Raw genomic sequence first — 15,257 nt, forward strand, 5'->3', positions numbered from 1 at the left:
GAGTTTGCGGGAGGGTCATGGGTTTCTGTTGAGCAGGGTGATGATCTGGTCGTTGAGTGCGTCGGCGTCGTCGGCGATGCGGTCGAGGAGGGTGAGGACCTCGTCCAGGCTGGGGGCTTCTTGGGCCGCGGCAGTCGAGGTGGGTGCGGTCGCGTCCGGCGGGCGGGGAGCCGGGGTGTCGTGCTCGTTCTGCTGTGTTGCGCGGGTGGTGGCCAGGGCGAGTCGGGTACGGATGGTGCGCGTGGTGATGGGGCGGTAGTCGGTGTGCCAGCCGTAGCGGTCGATGGCCGGCAGGAGTGTGGCGGCGGCGCGCCACCGTTGCGGGGTCCGGCACTCGTGGCGGTGTGGGTCGGTGGCGGTCGGGGCGTGGGCGCTGGTGAGGTTCATGCGGGTCGATCCGCGGCCCAGGCCGTCGAGGGCGCCGAGGATGTCCAGCCAGCGCACGACGGCGCAGGTCGGGCAACGACGCGGGTCGACGTCGGCGGGCACGGGCTGTTCACCGACCCGCACCCGGTCGACGTCGACGGTGACTGCGGCGGGAACGAGGTCCCGTACGCGTGTCTGGGGCAGGTTCAAGACCACGGTGGCGACGACCAGGAAGGCGTCGCGGCGGCCGTGGAGCCCGTGGGGCCAACCCCGGGTTGGGCAGGCGGTGATCATCTGGCCTGGGTCAGGGCTGTCGGTACGACCGGTTGCCGGACGCGGCCGCGGCTGCGAGAGCGGCGGCGCGGCGGGTCCGGTCTCTGGGCGTGGGAGCAGGTGTCCGCTTCGGCGGTGGGCGCCGGCGATCGCGCGGACCCGCCGTGCTTGGGTGGCTGGGCGGGCGGGTAGTGCGGTGAAGAACCCGGTCAGGGTGGGCACTGTGGTCGGTAGTGCCGGTTGCCCGGTCGCGGCGGCGTAGTCACAGAACAGCACCCACTCTCGGCGGTAGCCGGTCCCGGCGGCGTCCCAGGGCGGTTCTGCGGCGGTCAACGGGGGTGGATTCGACGGAAGTGAGCGATCGGTAACTGATCGAAGGCCATCCTCAGGAGCCGGAGTCATCGTTCACAAGCCCAGCCGGGTCACGGCGTTGCCGACGAGGGGGGCGTGGTCGCGGTCGTAGGTCTCGATCATGGCGTCGCTGCTGTGGCGGGTCTGACGGCGTACGGAGCGGTGGTCGGCGCCGTTGCGTCGTGCGGTGGTGACGAACCCGGCGCGCAGCGAGTGGAACCCCATCGGTCCCGGCAGGCCCGCGGCCTCGGCGCGTCGGCGTGCCATGGCGTGCAGGGCGTCGCCGGTCATCGGGGTGTCGGAGAGCGATCCGCCGCGACGGATCGCCCGCAGCAGCGGTGTGTGACCGGCCAGCGCGGGCACGGGAGCTCGGAACGGCTGGGCTGTCCGTTTGGGAGGCTCCGCGGCGCCGGTCTCGATCGGTGAGCAGGCGCCGACGCCGTCAGCGCTGACAGGGGTGGGTTCGGGGTGGCCGAACAGGTGGTCCAGGTCGGGCCAGGATGGGGTGGCCAGGACGTCGCGCATCAGGGCCGGGCGACCGTTCGGAGCGGCGGCGAGCAGCCCCATCCAGCGCAGCACCGCGCACGGCGGGCAGGTACCCGCCCGGGCGCCGTAGGGCAGCACAACGGTGGCGCCACGCCCGGTCTGGTCGGTCTTGGACCGGGCGATGCGCACGTGCAGCCCGTCGACCGGGTGGAAGGACACGTCGGCGACGGTGAGGGCGGCGAGCTCGCTGCGGCGCAGCGCTCCGGTGAACCCGATCAGCAGCACGGCGGCGTCGCGGGCGCCGATCAACCCGGCCGGCCACGTCCCGAACTCCATGTCCGCGAGCACGGTGCGCAGGTCCTCCAGCAGGAGCGGGCGCATCTGATGTGTGGCGTGGGCCCGGGCCCGCTTGATGCCGGTCAGCACCGCCCCGACCGCCGGGTCCCGGGTCGGGGACCGGTGGCCGGCGTCGTGGTGGACAGCGGCGATCGCGGCCAGACGCCGGCCCATCGTGGCCGGGGAGAACACCGCCTCCCCGCCCGGGGTGCGGGTGGCCTCGAGGTCGGCCAGGTAGAGCCGCACGGTGTCCACCGCCGCCGGCAGGGACTCCAGCCCCGCTGCGGCGCACCAGCGGGCGAAGTGCGCCCAGTCCCCCGCGTAGGCGAGCCGGGTGCGCGGAGCCCGCGCGGCGACCGCGTGGGCGTCGGCGCAGGCGGCCAGCGCCGCGAGGGAGGCCGCCCGGGCCGCGGCGGCCGCGACCCCGCCGGGCAGCACCGCGGTATCGAGCTCAGTGTCGGGCCGGGGGTCGGGCTCGGTCGAGGCGCCCGCAACAGGGCCCAGTTCGCCGCCCGGGCGGGCGTCGACGGCCTTCTCCCCGCTCATCCGGGCCCCTTCCCTGGACATGGACCTGCGCCCGCGTCCGCGGGATAGGTCAGATAACGCAAGATTATCGCGTGTCTCAGCCGCATCGGTGGAAGCGACCACGACTTGTTCGATGGCGATGGTCATGGGTGGTGTTCACGAACAACGACAGTGGGTCTGACCAGCGGTGATCGCGGTGAGCGCAGTGTGGCGGGGGTGGTGTGGCAGCAGCCGGATGAGTGAGGCCGGCTCGATGACGCAGAGTCGCGGCGAGAGGGACGGAAAGCTGTTCAGAACAGGGTGTCGCGCACTCGTAGTGGCCGGTATCCGGTGGGGCCGAGCTGGGCGAGCTCGCCTTCGATGTCGACCTCGATGGCGCCGAAGAAGTTGATGTTCTCCGAGTGGGCCGGGGAGATGTGGGCCAGGACCTCGTCGTCGATCCGGCGTCCGGCCGCGCGCATCTGCTCGACGGCCAGGCCGTAGTACTCGGTCGTCCACGTGACTACGGCGTTGGTCACGAGCGTGAGGCACCACGCCTGCTCGGTCTGGCCCTCCAGGTGCCGGGCGCGGACCATGAGCCTTTCCCAACCTGTTTGCCCTGGTCGGAGGACCCGAAGCCCGTAGCGATGGCCCCTGGCGCCGCCCCAGAAGGTCGCCGCCGCGGCACCCAGCAGCCGATCCCTCCCCAGGAGCAGGTCAACGCCGCACTGAAGTGCTGAACGGCACCCACACCAGCGGCGAAGACGGGTTCAACGCGATATCGCGCCCCAGCTCCTCCGCTCCGACCCCACCTGACCAGCGGAAACAGGTTGGGAAAGGCTCCATGCCCTCGTGCGCGTAGAACAGGTCCCGCTTGAGGGCGTGCAGCGATTCGCCCTTGTTGAGCTGCCGGGAGATCTTGCGCCGGTAGGCGGGGTCGGCGAGGTAGCGGGCGGCGTAGATCGTGCGCCGCAACGCGCCATATTCCTTGAGCGCCGCGGCGAGCGCGTTCTGCCGCCCGGACGCGGAGAGTTTGCCGACCAGCAGTGAGCCTTTCCCAACCTGTTTGTGCTGGTCAGGTGGGATCGGAGCGGAGGAGCTGGGGCGCGATATCGCGTTGAACCCGTCTTCGCCGCTGGTGTGGGTGCCGTTCAGCACTTCAGTGCGGCGTTGACCTGCTCCTGGGGAGGGATCGGCTGCTGGGTGCCGCGGCGGCGACCTTCTGGGGCGGCGCCAGGGGCCATCGCTACGGGCTTCGGGCCCTCCCACCAGGGCAAACAGGTTGGGAAAGGCTCAGTGACGCGGTGGCGTGCCCGAACTTCAGCGATCCGGCCAGGCGCAGCAGGTCGTCCCAGTGCTCGGCGATCAGGTCGGTGTTGAGCTTGCGGGTCAGTAGCGGCCCCGTCAGCGGGAACGCCGTCTCGGCCGCCGATTTCGGTCCGGGCCGGTAGAGAGTGATCTTGCCCAGGTCCCGGATGCGCGGTGAGAGCTGGAGCCCGAGCAGGTCGAAGAGCCCGAAGTTAACCAGCGTGACGCCGTGAGTGTCGGTCGCGTGCTCGGTGATCGGGATGTCGGTGGCGTTGCCGAGGATTTCGTCGAGGACGTAGTGGGCCTCACGTTTCGTCGCGACGATGATTTTCGTGCCGTAGGTGGTGTGCTGGTCGGTCACGTGTGTGTACGTCGAGAGCCCCTCATGCGCGAAGTAGCGGCTCACTGCCCTTGCCGTCACGGACTTTCCACGTGTCGGGAACCGCTGGTCATCCGAAGAGGACAGAGTGCCGGTACCGAAGACCGGGGTCAGCGGCAGCCGCTGGTAGTAGCCGATCAGCGCCAGGTTCGCCGCCCGCAGCGTCTCCTCCCGCACGTACCACTCGGCGGTCCAGGCCAGGATGTCGTAGGAGATCCCGCACGCGTCCGCCATCCGCGTCAGCCCGAGGTTCGTCGACTGCGCGAGCAGCACCGCGATCAAGTTCCGCTTCAGCTCCGGGGTTCGGGCCTGCTTGCCGCCGGCGTGGGTGAAGCAGCCCAGGAACCCGGTGCGCTTGTCCATCTCGATCAGCAGCGACACGATCGGCGCGAACGGCAGCATCTCGGTCAGCTCCGCCTTCAACGCCATCGCCTCGCTCGGCACGTCTTCCGCGGTCAGCGGGGAGATCACCAAATCGCCGTCGACGTCCAGGCGGACCGGGCCGTCGCCCTGTCCGAGCGTCGTTTCCAGCTCGCCTAGCGCGGCGTGCAACTCGCCCTCGGCATCGGCCAATTCCTGGGCAGCGTCGGCAGGTTTACCGACCAGACGACAGAACTCCGCCCGCTGATCCGCCCACTTGGCCTCGGTGAGCAGGTAGGCGGCCGGGTCGGAGTAGCGGCGGCTGCCCGGCACGAACACGTCCCCGGTGCGCAACCCATCCCGCAGCGCCAGCAGCACGCACAGCTCCCAGTAGTGCCGATACGCCGTCGCGCTGCCGTTCGCCGCGGCGGTGTCCAGGTAGCCGTGCCAGCGGGCCGGGACGAACCCGGTCGGCGCGTCGTCGGGGACCTTGCGGGCGCCGGTGGCGTTCAGCTCCCGCAGGATCGCCACCGCTTCCAGCAGCTCGGCCGCGGCGGTGCCGCCGGCGAACCGCACGGCGTCGAGCACCTGCGGGGTGAACTGCCGCAGGTACCCGTACGAGCCGTCCAAGGCGGCCAGGTGCCCGTGATCGCGCGGCAGCGGCGGCAACGCAGTCGACTGCGCGGATCGGAGCCGGTCCCAGCCGATCCGCTCGCCGCGGATCAGGCCGCCGACGTCTTCGTCCGGCACGGCGGGGTCGGCGACGATGGCCAGGATCGCGTCCAGCAGCTCCTGGCGGTTCTCCCCGGACTTGGCGCGTTCGGCCAGGTAGTCCCGCATCTTGTGCACGGCCTTGCTCTCCCGAGCCGAGATCGCCTGGTCGAACAGCGCCACGACCTCGTCGAGCACCTCGGTCGCCGACTGGGCCAGCAGCGTCAGCAAGATCGGGTACCGGCGTTCCGGCTCGCGGCGCGTCAACGCCTGGGCGGTCAGGCGGCGACCGCCAGGCCGAGCCGGTCCGCCGGCCCCCGGCCCCGGCCGGGGCCGACGAACGCGACGTCCGCCGGGGCCAAGGTGAAGAACCGGAACAAGTCCTCACGGCCGATCTCCGGGAACCGCCGCAGCCCCTCCAGCTCCTCGTCCGTGAACACCGGAGCGACCACCGGCAACCTCCCACCAGAACCCCAAAGATCCCCTGGTCAGAAGCCTACCCAGCCATATCCGCCCGAAATTTCCCGGATACTACGGCGACCCCGCGTCGACGTCGGCGGTCACCCGATCACTGCAGCGCCGCAGATCACCGACCAGGCCCGCGCCATCCTCAACCGGCTACCCGCCATCAACGCCCCGGGGTACTAAACCTGTGCAACTCGGGCCTGGCAAGGGATCAACGATCTGGAACTGGCCGTCGCGGAATACATCGACTGGTACAACCACCGCCGACTACACGGCGAACTCGGCCTGATCCCCCAGGGCCCCGGCAAAGTCGTTAGATGATCTTGTGGCGAGCCGTGACAAGCGGCGCAGCTGCGCCGCCGCTCGGCGCTATAGCTGGTCCCGGGCAGGTGCAGCGCGGCAATCAGAAGGCCGCGTGGGGCGACTACCGCCGCCTATCGCGACTTTGCCGGGGCCCTGGATCCCACCTGACTCGCCCTGGGTCTGGTGGAGGCCCGGCTCATGGGATTTCAACCGTCTCGTGGTCGTAGGCGGCGGGCCTGAGGTTGCCCAGTCGGGAGTGCCGGCGCAAGGAGAACGGCGCAGGGGTCGGGTCCGGAACCTGCGGCAGGTACAGGTCGGTCGAGGAGGCGCCGGTGAGTGGTCAGGTCGAGGATGTTCCGCTGCTGAGGCTTGGGCCGAAGTAGACCCAGGCGTGGACTCAGGGTAATCGAACGCGTTTACGTGCTTATTTACGTTCTGGTAGACTGGGTGACATGCTGCGAGTAAGTGAGGAGACTCGTGAACGGGTACGGCGCGTGGCGCGAGACGAATTCGGCGGGGCCAGCGCCGATGAGGTGATCCGTCGGTTGCTGGATGAACACTGGGAGCGCGCGGTGGTCGCAGCAGTGCGACGGGACCGGGAGCGAGCCCCTCAGGAGTGGCTCGACTATTTGGCCGAGGCTGATGAGCTTGCCGCCGCCGACGCGGCGGTTATTGACGGTTGGCAGCCGCAGCGGTGAGCCGTGACTCGATTCAGCCCGGCGCAGTGTGGTTCGTCGACTTCGACCCGGTGCGGGGGCGCGAACAGGGCAAGGATCGGCCCGCGCTCGTGGTGTCCTCGTCGTTCCACTTGGAGTTGACCGCCGGGCAGCTCGTGAGCGTGCTGCCGTTGACCAGCGTCGCCCGGCCTGGGTGGCTGCATCGCGTGCGGCTCGGTGATGGCTGGGCTATCACCGAGCAAGTCCGTACCGTGGCTGCCCAGCGGTTTCGCCGCCCCGCGCCTGAACTCGCCCCGGCCGAAGATGAGTTGGCGGAGGTACGCCGCGTGCTTGCACGCATGCTCACCATCTAGTTGTGATGTCCAGGGAGGTTGTACCGCCCGGGATCGGTGAGTCTGTCTGACAGACGAAGGCCTCCGGTTGTGAAGTGGAGCTGTCGAGGAACCGCTTCACCCACCGGAGGCCTCCGTGTCCCACGCTAACGCCGCCCTGACCCCGCGCGCCCGGCTGCGGCTCGCTCAACTCGTCGTCGATCACGGCTGGACCCACACCGCCGCGGCGAAGATGTTCATGGTCTCGCCACGGACAGCGTCGAAATGGTCCGACCGCTACCGGGCCGAGGGGCCGGCCGGGATGGTCGACCGCAGCTCACGGCCGCAGGGGCCTTGACCCCGGTCCGCCCCGGTGGCGGTCCAGGCAGAGTCGTCATCGTCGCCCGTTTCGGGGACAGCTGCCGGTTCGGCCGGGTGATCGTGTTCGGCGGGTGCGGGCTGCGGCGCGTGCGGCTGCCCGCTCGGCTCGTCGCTGCTCAGCGGCGTCGTGGTCGGTGCGGGCGCGGTCTTGGCGGGCGTTCTGTTCGGCGATCCGCCGCTGCGCAGCAGCGTCGGCGGCCTCGCGAGCCAGACGTGCTTCCAGCGCACGGGTCTCCCGGCGCTCTGCTGCCCGGTTCGCGGTCCACGAGGTCGAGGAAGAAGACGTGGTGGTCATGCCCGCGCCCTCCCCTCGACCTGCTGACCAGCCGAAACCGGCTCAGAAGGCGACTCAGTGGCCTCTGAGCAGGTACCTGCGGCAGGCAGCTCGGCCAGGGTCGAGGCCGGGGCGGTCCGGCGAGAGCGCCGGAGGCGCAGCTCAGCGGCTGCCCACCAGCCGACGGCGAAGCCGAGCGGCGCGGTGAACCACCAGGTCAGCCACACCGCCGCGGCTCCCAGAGCGGTGACGACGGCGATCTCGACGGCACGATCCCGGACCGCCGCCACGACATGACGAAGCAGCGCGTTCATGCCGCCTCACCGCCCTGAACAGCAGAAACAACCACAGGCCGCCGGGACGGGAACGCGACCAGGGCAACCCGCGGGGATCGGTACTGTTCTTCCACATTCCCACCACCAGAGACTGTGGTCCGCACTGGCGACAGCGTCTGTTCGGCCGGGGTCTGTCCATGCGGTGCCGTCCTCGGTGCGGTACGAGACGAGGAGGGCCATCGCAGCGTGCTGGGCGTGGTCGAGACCATCGCTGATGTCCGCCGGCAGCCGCCGTGCGGTCGGGTCGGCAGCGGCTTCGTCGCTGTTTCCGAGTTCAGCGGTGATCGCAGCGAGTTGCGTGAGCAGCGTGAACAACCCGGCGGAGGCCTCGGAGAGTGGCCCTCCGGTGGCCGGCCCGTCGGGTCCGCCCGGTCGGTCAGGGGTGGGCGTTGGTGCGCACCGTAGGGAATGCAGCTGACGGAGTGCGCTGTCGAACCGGTCTCCAGAGCTCATGCTGTCCTCGGGGATCCAGGATCCAGTATCCGACATGTGTCCCCTCCCCGGCGTTCTGTGCTCGGGTGGCAGGTCCAGATTGGTGCCGGGGACCTTGCCCGCTTTCGGAGTCGCGCTCAACGGGTGAGCCGTGGCGTACTCGAATGTGTACGCGTTCGGGTACCCTTTGAGGTGTGTGGGTGCCTGAGGTGTTGTCGTTCCGCGAGTTTCGTACGGCGCTGGCGGCGACGCTGAAGCGGGTGCAGGACCCGGATGCAGAGCCCGTCTTCGTCGGTGCTCATCGCAAGCCCGAGGCGGTGGTGATGTCAGTGGCCCGCTACGAGCAGCTCATCAGAGCGGCGCAGCGACGCGCGGATGTCGAGGAGGCGCTGGCATCGGTGCGTGCGGAGGGTCTCGAGCCCAGCGCGCAGGGCCTGGCGTTGCTCGACGGTGTCGCTGCGGGTTCGCTGAGCACCGACGACGCTCGTGAGCGTGTCCTGGCCCGTTACCGCCGTTGACCGGCCCGGACCCCTACCTCGACCTCGACACCGGCGTCCTGCGGAACCGGCTGGGGATCACCGACCCGGCCGAGCTCGCCCAGGCCGAGGCCGAGCTCACCGCCCTGCGCCTGATCGAGCTGCGCCAGGCGCCGCTGCCCGGGCGCTACGACCTGGACCACCTGCAGGACTTCCACCACCACGTCTTCAGCGACCTCTACGACTGGGCCGGGCAGCTGCGCACCGTGTCCATCGGCAAGGGACAGCTGTTCTGCCTGCCCCAGCACCTCGAGACCTTCGCCGACGACATCTTCTCCCGCCTGCACACCCAGCAGGTGCTGCGCGGGTGTGACCTCGACGGCTTCGTCACCGGCATGGCCGAGCTGCTGGGCGACATCAACGCCCTGCACCCGTTCCGGGAGGGCAACGGGCGCACCCAGCGCGCGTTCCTGACCCAGCTCGCCCACGACGCGGGCTACGAACTGCGCTGGACCGCGATGGACCCGGCCGAGAACAACCGAGCCTCCGCGCTCTCGCTGGCCGGTGACAGCTCCGCCCTACACACCATGCTCGCCCACCTCATCAGGCCACTCCGTGAGGCTTATTCAGGCCCCGTGAAATAACGATCTAGCCCGGCGTGTCGGGTTGGGCGACAGCCCGTCCATCGCGAATATTGGTTTGCCGAATCAATCCGAGATGAACGGGCTGCCGCAGTATGTACTATACCACTGGTTTCCGGCGTGATGAAATTCAGGATCTTGTCGCTATAGTGTATGAGCAGGATCAGCGGGACGCGACGGAGGCACGTTTGTCTTGGCCGCCGGTTCTGGGGTTGTTCTGGTCGGTGGTGATCACGTTGGCGTATCTGCGCGGGAATCGTGTGCAGTGGGAGTTGGCGGAAACCTATGGGGTGTCGCAGTCGACGGTTAGTCGAGCGATCACGGGGGTGACACCGTTGCTGGCACAGGCGCTGCGGAGTGTCGTTCCGACGGCAGAGGAGCTTCGTGCCGATCGGCAGTACATCATCGATGGAACCTTGCTGCCCTGCTGGTCATGGGCCGCGGTGCCGGGTCTGTGGTCGGGCAAGCATCGCACCACCGGCGTCGTCGTCCAGGTCGCAGCCACCCTGGAAGGGCAGCTGTCGTGGATCTCCGACCCGACCCCAGGCTCCCGACACGACCTATATTGCCTCGACCAATCCGGCGCCCTCGACCACCTCGCCACATACCCCCCGATCGGCGATAAAGGATACATCGGGCGCGGCATGCTCACCCCGTTCAAAAAACCACCCGGCCGGGAACTTCTCGACTGGCAAAAAACATTCAACAAGAGCCTCAACCACACACGCGCCACCATCGAACGAGTCATCGCCCATATCAAAACGTGGAAAGTTCTCCACACAGACTACCGGCGGCCCTACGCCACATTTAAAACGACAATCTCGGCAGTCATCGGACTCATCTTCTACACACTTACCTGACGGAGCCTGAATAAGCCTCCGTCAGCCACCCCGGTCCCGGCCGGCCTCCACCGACAGCTGAACGGCTCCTCTGAATCGACCTCGGTCCGATTCTCGAGGGGCGTGCCGCTGGTGCCGGGGTCGGCAACGCGTTCTTGCCGGTGTGTCTGCCGCGCCTGGCTTAGTGGGACGGAAGAATTGTCGGTCCCCTGCCGCACACTGGGTCCGTTTTCCGGTGCTGTGCGAGAGGACCGTAATGCCAGACCCCGTCATCGTGGCAGGAACCGCCCTGTCCCGTCAGCTGCAATCAGCATTCCGCAACGCACGCGACGCCCGCCGCAGCGAGTGGATCGAGCGAGAGAACGAGGCGCTGACCGCCTTGCGGGTCCTGGCCACCTACCTCGCCTACCACCCGGGAAGCGCCACCGCCCGGGCCATCACCACCACGCTGGCCCACAGTATCGATGATCCGGGGGAAGACACGTCTCCCGTAGAGCGTGCACTATCCTTGGCGGCAAGTATCAATACAGCAGAGGGTGACACAGTGAGGCTTATTCAGGCTCCGTCAGGTAAGTGTGTAGAAGATGAGTCCGACGACTGCCGAGATTGTCGTTTTAAATGTGGCGTAGGGCCGCCGGTAGTCTGCGTGGAGAACTTTCCACGTTTTGATATGGGCGATGACTCGTTCGATGGTGGCGCATGTGTGGTTGAGGCTCTTGTTGAATGTTTTTTGCCAGTCGAGAAGTTCCCGGCCGGGTGGTTTTTTGAACGGGGTGAGCATGCCGCGCCCGATGTATCCTTTATCGCCGATCGGGGGGTATGTGGCGAGGTGGTCGAGGGCGCCGGATCGGTCGAGGCAATATAGGTCGTGTCGGGAGCCTGGGGTCGGGTCGGAGATCCACGACAGCTGCCCTTCCAGGGTGGCTGCGACCTGGACGACGACGCCGGTGGTGCGATGCTTGCCCGACCACAGACCCGGCACCGCGGCCCATGACCAGCAGGGCAGCAAGGTTCCATCGATGATGTACTGCCGATCGGCACGAAGCTCCTCTGCCGTCGGAACGACACTCCGCAGCGCCTGTGCCAGCAACGGTGTCACCCCCGTGATCGCTCGACTAACCGTCGACTGCGACACCCCATAGGTTTCCGCCAACTCCCACTGCACACGATTCCCGCGCAGATACGCCAACGTGATCACCACCGACCAGAACAACCCCAGAACCGGCGGCCAAGACAAACGTGCCTCCGTCGCGTCCCGCTGATCCTGCTCATACACTATAGCGACAAGATCCTGAATTTCATCACGCCGGAAACCAGTGGTATAGTACATACTGCGGCAGCCCGTTCATCTCGGATTGATTCGGCAAACCAATATTCGCGATGGACGGGCTGTCGCCCAACCCGACACGCCGGGCTAGATCGTTATTTCACGGGGCCTGAATAAGCCTCCCGATCACTGCTGCCCCGCAGATCACCAGTGGCGCGCGTGCCATTCTCGACCGGCTCCCCACCATCACCGCGCCGGGGCACTAAACCTGTGCAACTCAGGTCCGACCAGGGAAAACAGGTTGGGAAAGGCTCACTGAAGATCAAGGCGAGCCGTCGACGCACGCGCTAGACAGCGCTAGACGCAGACACATTCGATAAACCAATCTTCGCGATGGGCGGGCTGTTGCCCAATCCGACACGCCGGGCTAGATCGTTATTTCACGGGCCCTGAATAAGCCTCCTTATACTCGCCCAAAAGTTCTACGTTACTGCAGCAGCTTCGATTCGGGCCAGCTCCTCACTCGCTAATGAGCCTTTCCCAACCTGTTTGTGCTGGTCAGGCGGTGGTGATCATGAGGGTCTGGATCGCTGCGACGAGCTGAGCAGCCTGGGAGGGGCTGGAGCGGATCTTGCGGAGGATCTTCCAGTTCTTCAGCTCGGCGTTGACCCGCTCACCCGGTGCCCGCCGTCGGGCGTGAGCGGCGTTGACGGCCTTCTGATTCGCTGACAGGGGCCGGTACCGGCCGGTGTCGAGATCGCGGCGGCGGCGTCGGTGCGGGACGGTGATCGCGGGACCGCCGCCCTGGTAGGCGGTGTCAGCGACCGCCCGCACCCCGGTGGTGTTGACCGCGTCGATGATCCCGTGGATCCGGGCAGCGCCCATGTCGTGCCGTGCCCCCGGTAGCGGCGGGGAGATCCACACCAGCCGACCCGCGGGGTCGGCGATGACCTGCACATTCAGCCCGTGACACTTGTGCTTCCCGCTATAGAACGCCCGGTCATAGCCCGAGCCCATGCCGACCCGGTCGATACGCAGCAGCGTCCCGTCCAGGATCACGAACGCCTTCCCGGCCGCGACCGTGATGGCCTGCTCCAGGGTCGGCGCGAGCGCAGCGAGCAGCCCGATCGCCTCGGCGACATACCGGGACACCGTGGACTTCCCGACTCTGAATCCGCTGGCCAGGTCGGTGTAGGTCTCGCCCTTACGTAGGTGCGCGAGCACGAGCAGGGCTTGGCGGGCCGGGGTCAGGAGCCGCCACCGGGTCCCGATCCGGCGACGATGTCCGCGCAGCAGCCCGGCCAGGACACGAACCGTGCGAGTGGACATCGACATCCCGGATGGGTAGGACAACACGAGGGGCTCCTCGGTAGGCGGTGGCGCGACAGCTATCCGTCTACCAGGAGCCCCACCCATCTCACGACAAGCCACGCACCTCACACCCCTGACCAGCACAAACAGGTTGGGAAAGGCTCAATGCCCGAGGTCCCGCATGATCTTTTCGATCGCGAGTGTTCGCGCTATCGCTATCGGTGGCGGCGGTGCGCTCTCGCCGAACATGGACATGCTCAGCGCTGCACTATCAATAATTCCACAGTCTTCGAGGCGGCCTCTACTCATGAGGGCATCAATTTGCCTACAGTTTTGGCGAAGTCCAGCATAAACTGTAGGTGAAAGATCAGACTTTGTTACTCGTGACAATATCTCGCTCGGAACCCACGGTCTACTTGCCGCTACCATGAGTGGCTTGTACTTCCATGGGTTGCCGCTTTCTTCAGGGATAGTCTTCGCGCAAGCCTCAATGACTCGTCGCTCAAGGAGCGGGGCCCTTATATGCACGCCGTGTGCTGCGTATATCTGACGCAAGCTTCTAGTGGCGCAAGCCGAACGCTGAATAGCGTCAATATAAGAATGCCGGTACGGGGTCGTGTCTAGCGGATGCACAGTCGCGACTACACCCTCTATCTCCTGCCGCAGTCGCTCCTTAGAATCTTTCGATAGCCATTGAGGGGCCGACAGGTGCCCTGTGCCCCACCTCTCGAGATAGTGAGGCCCCTGGACGATTCGACCGGTTGTGACCCCAGAGAGTGCTTTCTCTAGCCAGCTGCTGTATGCCTCGTTGGAAGTTAAGCACTTCAATGCGAGCCGCCAGTTTGTTCTGCGTTGAGCAATGGCAGCCCTAATATGAGACATCTGCACTCGCGGCCCCGTAGTAAACGGTGCAAAAATATAGTTAGGAGGTGGAGCTAGAACTTCATCTCCACCGTTTCCTGTCACGTGTTCCGTTACTCCATTTTGATACAACAGCTCAGCTGCACGCTCGATCTTTCCTCTATTTATGACCCCCACGAATGGAGTGTCTAGATCACATCTGGTATCTCCGATCCCAGAGAATGGCAGGGGCACGTCAGATAGCTCAGGTACAAGATGGCCTGCAATCTCCAGCTTGCGGACTTCAAGCGCCTCCAATGTCCGAAGCGCCCAGTACATATCATCGTCACCTGGGCTATGGCTGCGCGTCGTAAAAAGTGTTATCTTTCTGCTGCACTTCTCGGCGGCGAGCATCGCTAATGGTGTCGAGTCCATGCCACCCGATAAATCTGCACCGACCACTCCATCGGTAAGCCGACACTCAATAGATCGTTCAAGAGCCAATCGGAGTTCCAACGCAGTGCGCTCAAGCTGCGCTGTTCCGGAGGGCATCGTCCAGAACGAGCTGCTGCGTATTTCTCCTTGCTTAGACAGAAGGGCATAGTGCCCGGCTGGAATCGCCTGTACGTCTTCGAAAATTGTTGATTGTTCAAACGGATGCGGAGCTGCTGGGATTAAAGTGTTCCATATAAGAGAGTTAGTGCTAATTCGACTCTTCGTGATGAAGGCGAGGACGTCAGCCCTGTTGGACAATACATCTATTCCCTCATCGCTTCGCGCCCAAAACAAGCGCCGAAGCCCTGCCACTGTCCCACGGGCGCAAACCGATCGACCTTCTGATCTTATGGTGAAGAAATCATCAGAACCTAGCTGCATCTCTAGCCAGTCAGCTGCGGCGCTGAAGCTCAGCCTGCTACTCTTGATGGCGAGTCGACTAAATTTCGCGCCGAGTGTAACTAAAATCTCGCCGTCCCTAGCGTGACTCGACCACAGTTCAGTCCATGACCCGACTACAAAGGGGCGCCCTGAAGCATGTCTCTCGGTGTGAGTAGCCTGACTGCATACTACTTCATAAGTAGGACGGGCTGATTCGCAATCTGGCAAGATCACGAACCAGCCCTCCCCTACGTCTGGAAAACGAGGAATGTCTGCCTCACGGGTTGCGAGTCGCGTACCAGTCCCATCCCCATCCTGGAAGATTGGCACGCGTCAACACACTAAAGCGCCCCATCTTCGTGAGGTTCGGCTGCCTATAGACAGACTTCTTTCTGATCATCCATCTTCCCTTCGAGCACCGTTAGAGCCAACACGGAAGTTTCATCTTACCTTACGACTTGATGCACAGTAAGATAGCGACACGCTGTCTGACGATGGAGCAATCGTCAAGACCTGTGGATGAAGATCTTTTAGGCGGCTTCGGTGTGGGTGTGGGCGTCGGGTCGTTCGACGAGGCGGCCGGCGTCGAATCGGGCTCCGGCTCGGACGAGGGCGACCAGGTGCGGTCCGTTCACGGCGCGCCATCGGTTCTGGGCGGCCTCGATGAGTTTGAACGCCATCGCCAGTCCGGCCGCGGGTGACCCGGGCCCACGGGTGACCCCAGGGCCCCGGCAAAGTCGCTAGATGATCTTGTG

At 66.0% G+C, this 15,257-nt stretch carries 14 protein-coding genes and 4 pseudogenes; 7 read left to right on the forward strand and 11 right to left on the reverse strand.

Features of this window, described 5'->3' with window-relative positions:
- Positions 1 to 15: 15 nt before the first annotated feature.
- The 6 genes and pseudogenes from KPL59_RS11835 to KPL59_RS36850 form a co-directional block, all read right to left on the reverse strand.
- Positions 16 to 660, reverse strand: a complete 645-nt coding sequence (locus KPL59_RS11835; RefSeq protein ID WP_226360825.1) for a hypothetical protein — start codon at positions 658 to 660, stop codon at positions 16 to 18.
- Between the two features lie 384 nt (positions 661 to 1,044).
- Positions 1,045 to 2,358, reverse strand: coding sequence for a hypothetical protein (locus KPL59_RS11840; RefSeq protein WP_226360826.1), 1,314 nt, complete (start codon positions 2,356 to 2,358; stop codon positions 1,045 to 1,047).
- Between the two features lie 269 nt (positions 2,359 to 2,627).
- Positions 2,628 to 2,909, reverse strand: a pseudogene (locus KPL59_RS11845) (Tn3 family transposase); the annotation flags it as partial.
- A 253-nt stretch (positions 2,910 to 3,162) separates the two neighbouring features.
- Positions 3,163 to 3,360 (reverse strand): annotated as a pseudogene (locus KPL59_RS37565) (Tn3 family transposase); the annotation flags it as partial.
- A gap of 202 nt (positions 3,361 to 3,562) precedes the next feature.
- Positions 3,563 to 5,305 (reverse strand): Tn3 family transposase, encoded by a 1,743-nt coding sequence (locus KPL59_RS11855; RefSeq protein ID WP_226360829.1) that lies wholly within the window; start codon positions 5,303 to 5,305, stop codon positions 3,563 to 3,565.
- 47 nt (positions 5,306 to 5,352) lie between these two features.
- Entirely contained in the window at positions 5,353 to 5,526 is a 174-nt protein-coding gene (locus tag KPL59_RS36850; RefSeq protein WP_226360830.1) for a DUF4158 domain-containing protein, read from the reverse strand.
- A 223-nt stretch (positions 5,527 to 5,749) separates the two neighbouring features.
- Here KPL59_RS36850 and KPL59_RS37570 point away from each other — a divergent pair, with 223 nt between their 5' ends.
- The 4 genes and pseudogenes from KPL59_RS37570 to KPL59_RS11880 form a co-directional block, all read left to right on the forward strand.
- Positions 5,750 to 5,860: an IS3 family transposase gene (locus tag KPL59_RS37570; protein ID WP_226358321.1), complete on the forward strand. Its 111-nt coding sequence runs from the start codon at positions 5,750 to 5,752 to the stop codon at positions 5,858 to 5,860.
- A gap of 434 nt (positions 5,861 to 6,294) precedes the next feature.
- Positions 6,295 to 6,540, forward strand: a complete 246-nt coding sequence (locus tag KPL59_RS11870) for a hypothetical protein (RefSeq protein WP_226358314.1) — start codon at positions 6,295 to 6,297, stop codon at positions 6,538 to 6,540.
- Complete coding sequence (locus KPL59_RS11875; protein WP_226358313.1) at positions 6,537 to 6,872, forward strand: type II toxin-antitoxin system PemK/MazF family toxin; 336 nt, start codon at positions 6,537 to 6,539, stop codon at positions 6,870 to 6,872. The genes KPL59_RS11870 and KPL59_RS11875 overlap by 4 nt, the downstream gene beginning before the upstream one ends.
- A gap of 115 nt (positions 6,873 to 6,987) precedes the next feature.
- Positions 6,988 to 7,176 (forward strand): annotated as a pseudogene (locus tag KPL59_RS11880) (helix-turn-helix domain-containing protein); the annotation flags it as partial.
- Positions 7,177 to 7,502: 326 nt separating this feature from the next.
- Here KPL59_RS11880 and KPL59_RS11885 read toward each other — a convergent pair.
- Positions 7,503 to 7,799 (reverse strand): hypothetical protein, encoded by a 297-nt coding sequence (locus KPL59_RS11885; RefSeq protein WP_226360831.1) that lies wholly within the window; start codon positions 7,797 to 7,799, stop codon positions 7,503 to 7,505.
- A 653-nt stretch (positions 7,800 to 8,452) separates the two neighbouring features.
- Between KPL59_RS11885 and KPL59_RS11890 the strand changes: the two genes are divergently transcribed.
- The 3 genes from KPL59_RS11890 (at position 8,453) to KPL59_RS11900 (ending at position 10,229) form a co-directional block, all read left to right on the forward strand.
- A complete protein-coding gene (locus KPL59_RS11890; protein ID WP_226360832.1) occupies positions 8,453 to 8,770 on the forward strand; it encodes a type II toxin-antitoxin system Phd/YefM family antitoxin in 318 nt (105 codons plus the stop codon).
- Positions 8,767 to 9,372 carry a Fic family protein gene (locus tag KPL59_RS11895; protein WP_226360833.1) on the forward strand — a complete coding sequence of 202 codons (606 nt, stop codon included), beginning with the start codon at positions 8,767 to 8,769 and terminating at the stop codon, positions 9,370 to 9,372. The genes KPL59_RS11890 and KPL59_RS11895 overlap by 4 nt, the downstream gene beginning before the upstream one ends.
- Positions 9,373 to 9,464: 92 nt before the next feature.
- On the forward strand, positions 9,465 to 10,229 hold the full coding sequence (locus KPL59_RS11900; RefSeq protein ID WP_226359944.1) for a transposase: 765 nt from the start codon (positions 9,465 to 9,467) through the stop codon (positions 10,227 to 10,229).
- A gap of 544 nt (positions 10,230 to 10,773) precedes the next feature.
- Here KPL59_RS11900 and KPL59_RS11905 read toward each other — a convergent pair.
- The 4 genes and pseudogenes from KPL59_RS11905 to KPL59_RS11920 all read right to left on the reverse strand — a co-directional run.
- Positions 10,774 to 11,538 (reverse strand): transposase, encoded by a 765-nt coding sequence (locus KPL59_RS11905; RefSeq protein ID WP_226360834.1) that lies wholly within the window; start codon positions 11,536 to 11,538, stop codon positions 10,774 to 10,776.
- 495 nt (positions 11,539 to 12,033) lie between these two features.
- Positions 12,034 to 12,831, reverse strand: coding sequence for a transposase family protein (locus tag KPL59_RS11910; RefSeq protein WP_226351139.1), 798 nt, complete (start codon positions 12,829 to 12,831; stop codon positions 12,034 to 12,036).
- A gap of 117 nt (positions 12,832 to 12,948) precedes the next feature.
- Entirely contained in the window at positions 12,949 to 14,502 is a 1,554-nt protein-coding gene (locus tag KPL59_RS37575; RefSeq protein ID WP_374111620.1) for an asparagine synthase-related protein, read from the reverse strand.
- A gap of 530 nt (positions 14,503 to 15,032) precedes the next feature.
- Positions 15,033 to 15,221: pseudogene (locus tag KPL59_RS11920) on the reverse strand (IS256 family transposase); the annotation flags it as partial.
- Positions 15,222 to 15,257 lie beyond the last annotated feature (36 nt).

Source organism: Pseudonocardia sp. ICBG1142 (genome assembly GCF_020496255.1).
In the GTDB taxonomy this organism is placed as follows: Bacteria; Actinomycetota; Actinomycetes; order Mycobacteriales; family Pseudonocardiaceae; genus Pseudonocardia.

Bases quoted from the DNA above. Each gene is read 5' to 3' on its own strand.
- KPL59_RS11900 (WP_226359944.1), top strand. From the start codon at position 9,465: ATGTACTATACCACTGGTTTCCGGCGTGATGAAATTCAGGATCTTGTC.
- KPL59_RS11835 (WP_226360825.1), bottom strand. From the start codon at position 660: ATGATCACCGCCTGCCCAACCCGGGGTTGGCCCCACGGGCTCCACGGC.
- KPL59_RS11840 (WP_226360826.1), bottom strand. From the start codon at position 2,358: ATGAGCGGGGAGAAGGCCGTCGACGCCCGCCCGGGCGGCGAACTGGGC.
- KPL59_RS11885 (WP_226360831.1), bottom strand. From the start codon at position 7,799: ATGAACGCGCTGCTTCGTCATGTCGTGGCGGCGGTCCGGGATCGTGCC.
- KPL59_RS37575 (WP_374111620.1), bottom strand. From the start codon at position 14,502: ATGCAGCTAGGTTCTGATGATTTCTTCACCATAAGATCAGAAGGTCGA.
- KPL59_RS11905 (WP_226360834.1), bottom strand. From the start codon at position 11,538: ATGTACTATACCACTGGTTTCCGGCGTGATGAAATTCAGGATCTTGTC.
- KPL59_RS11870 (WP_226358314.1), top strand. From the start codon at position 6,295: ATGCTGCGAGTAAGTGAGGAGACTCGTGAACGGGTACGGCGCGTGGCG.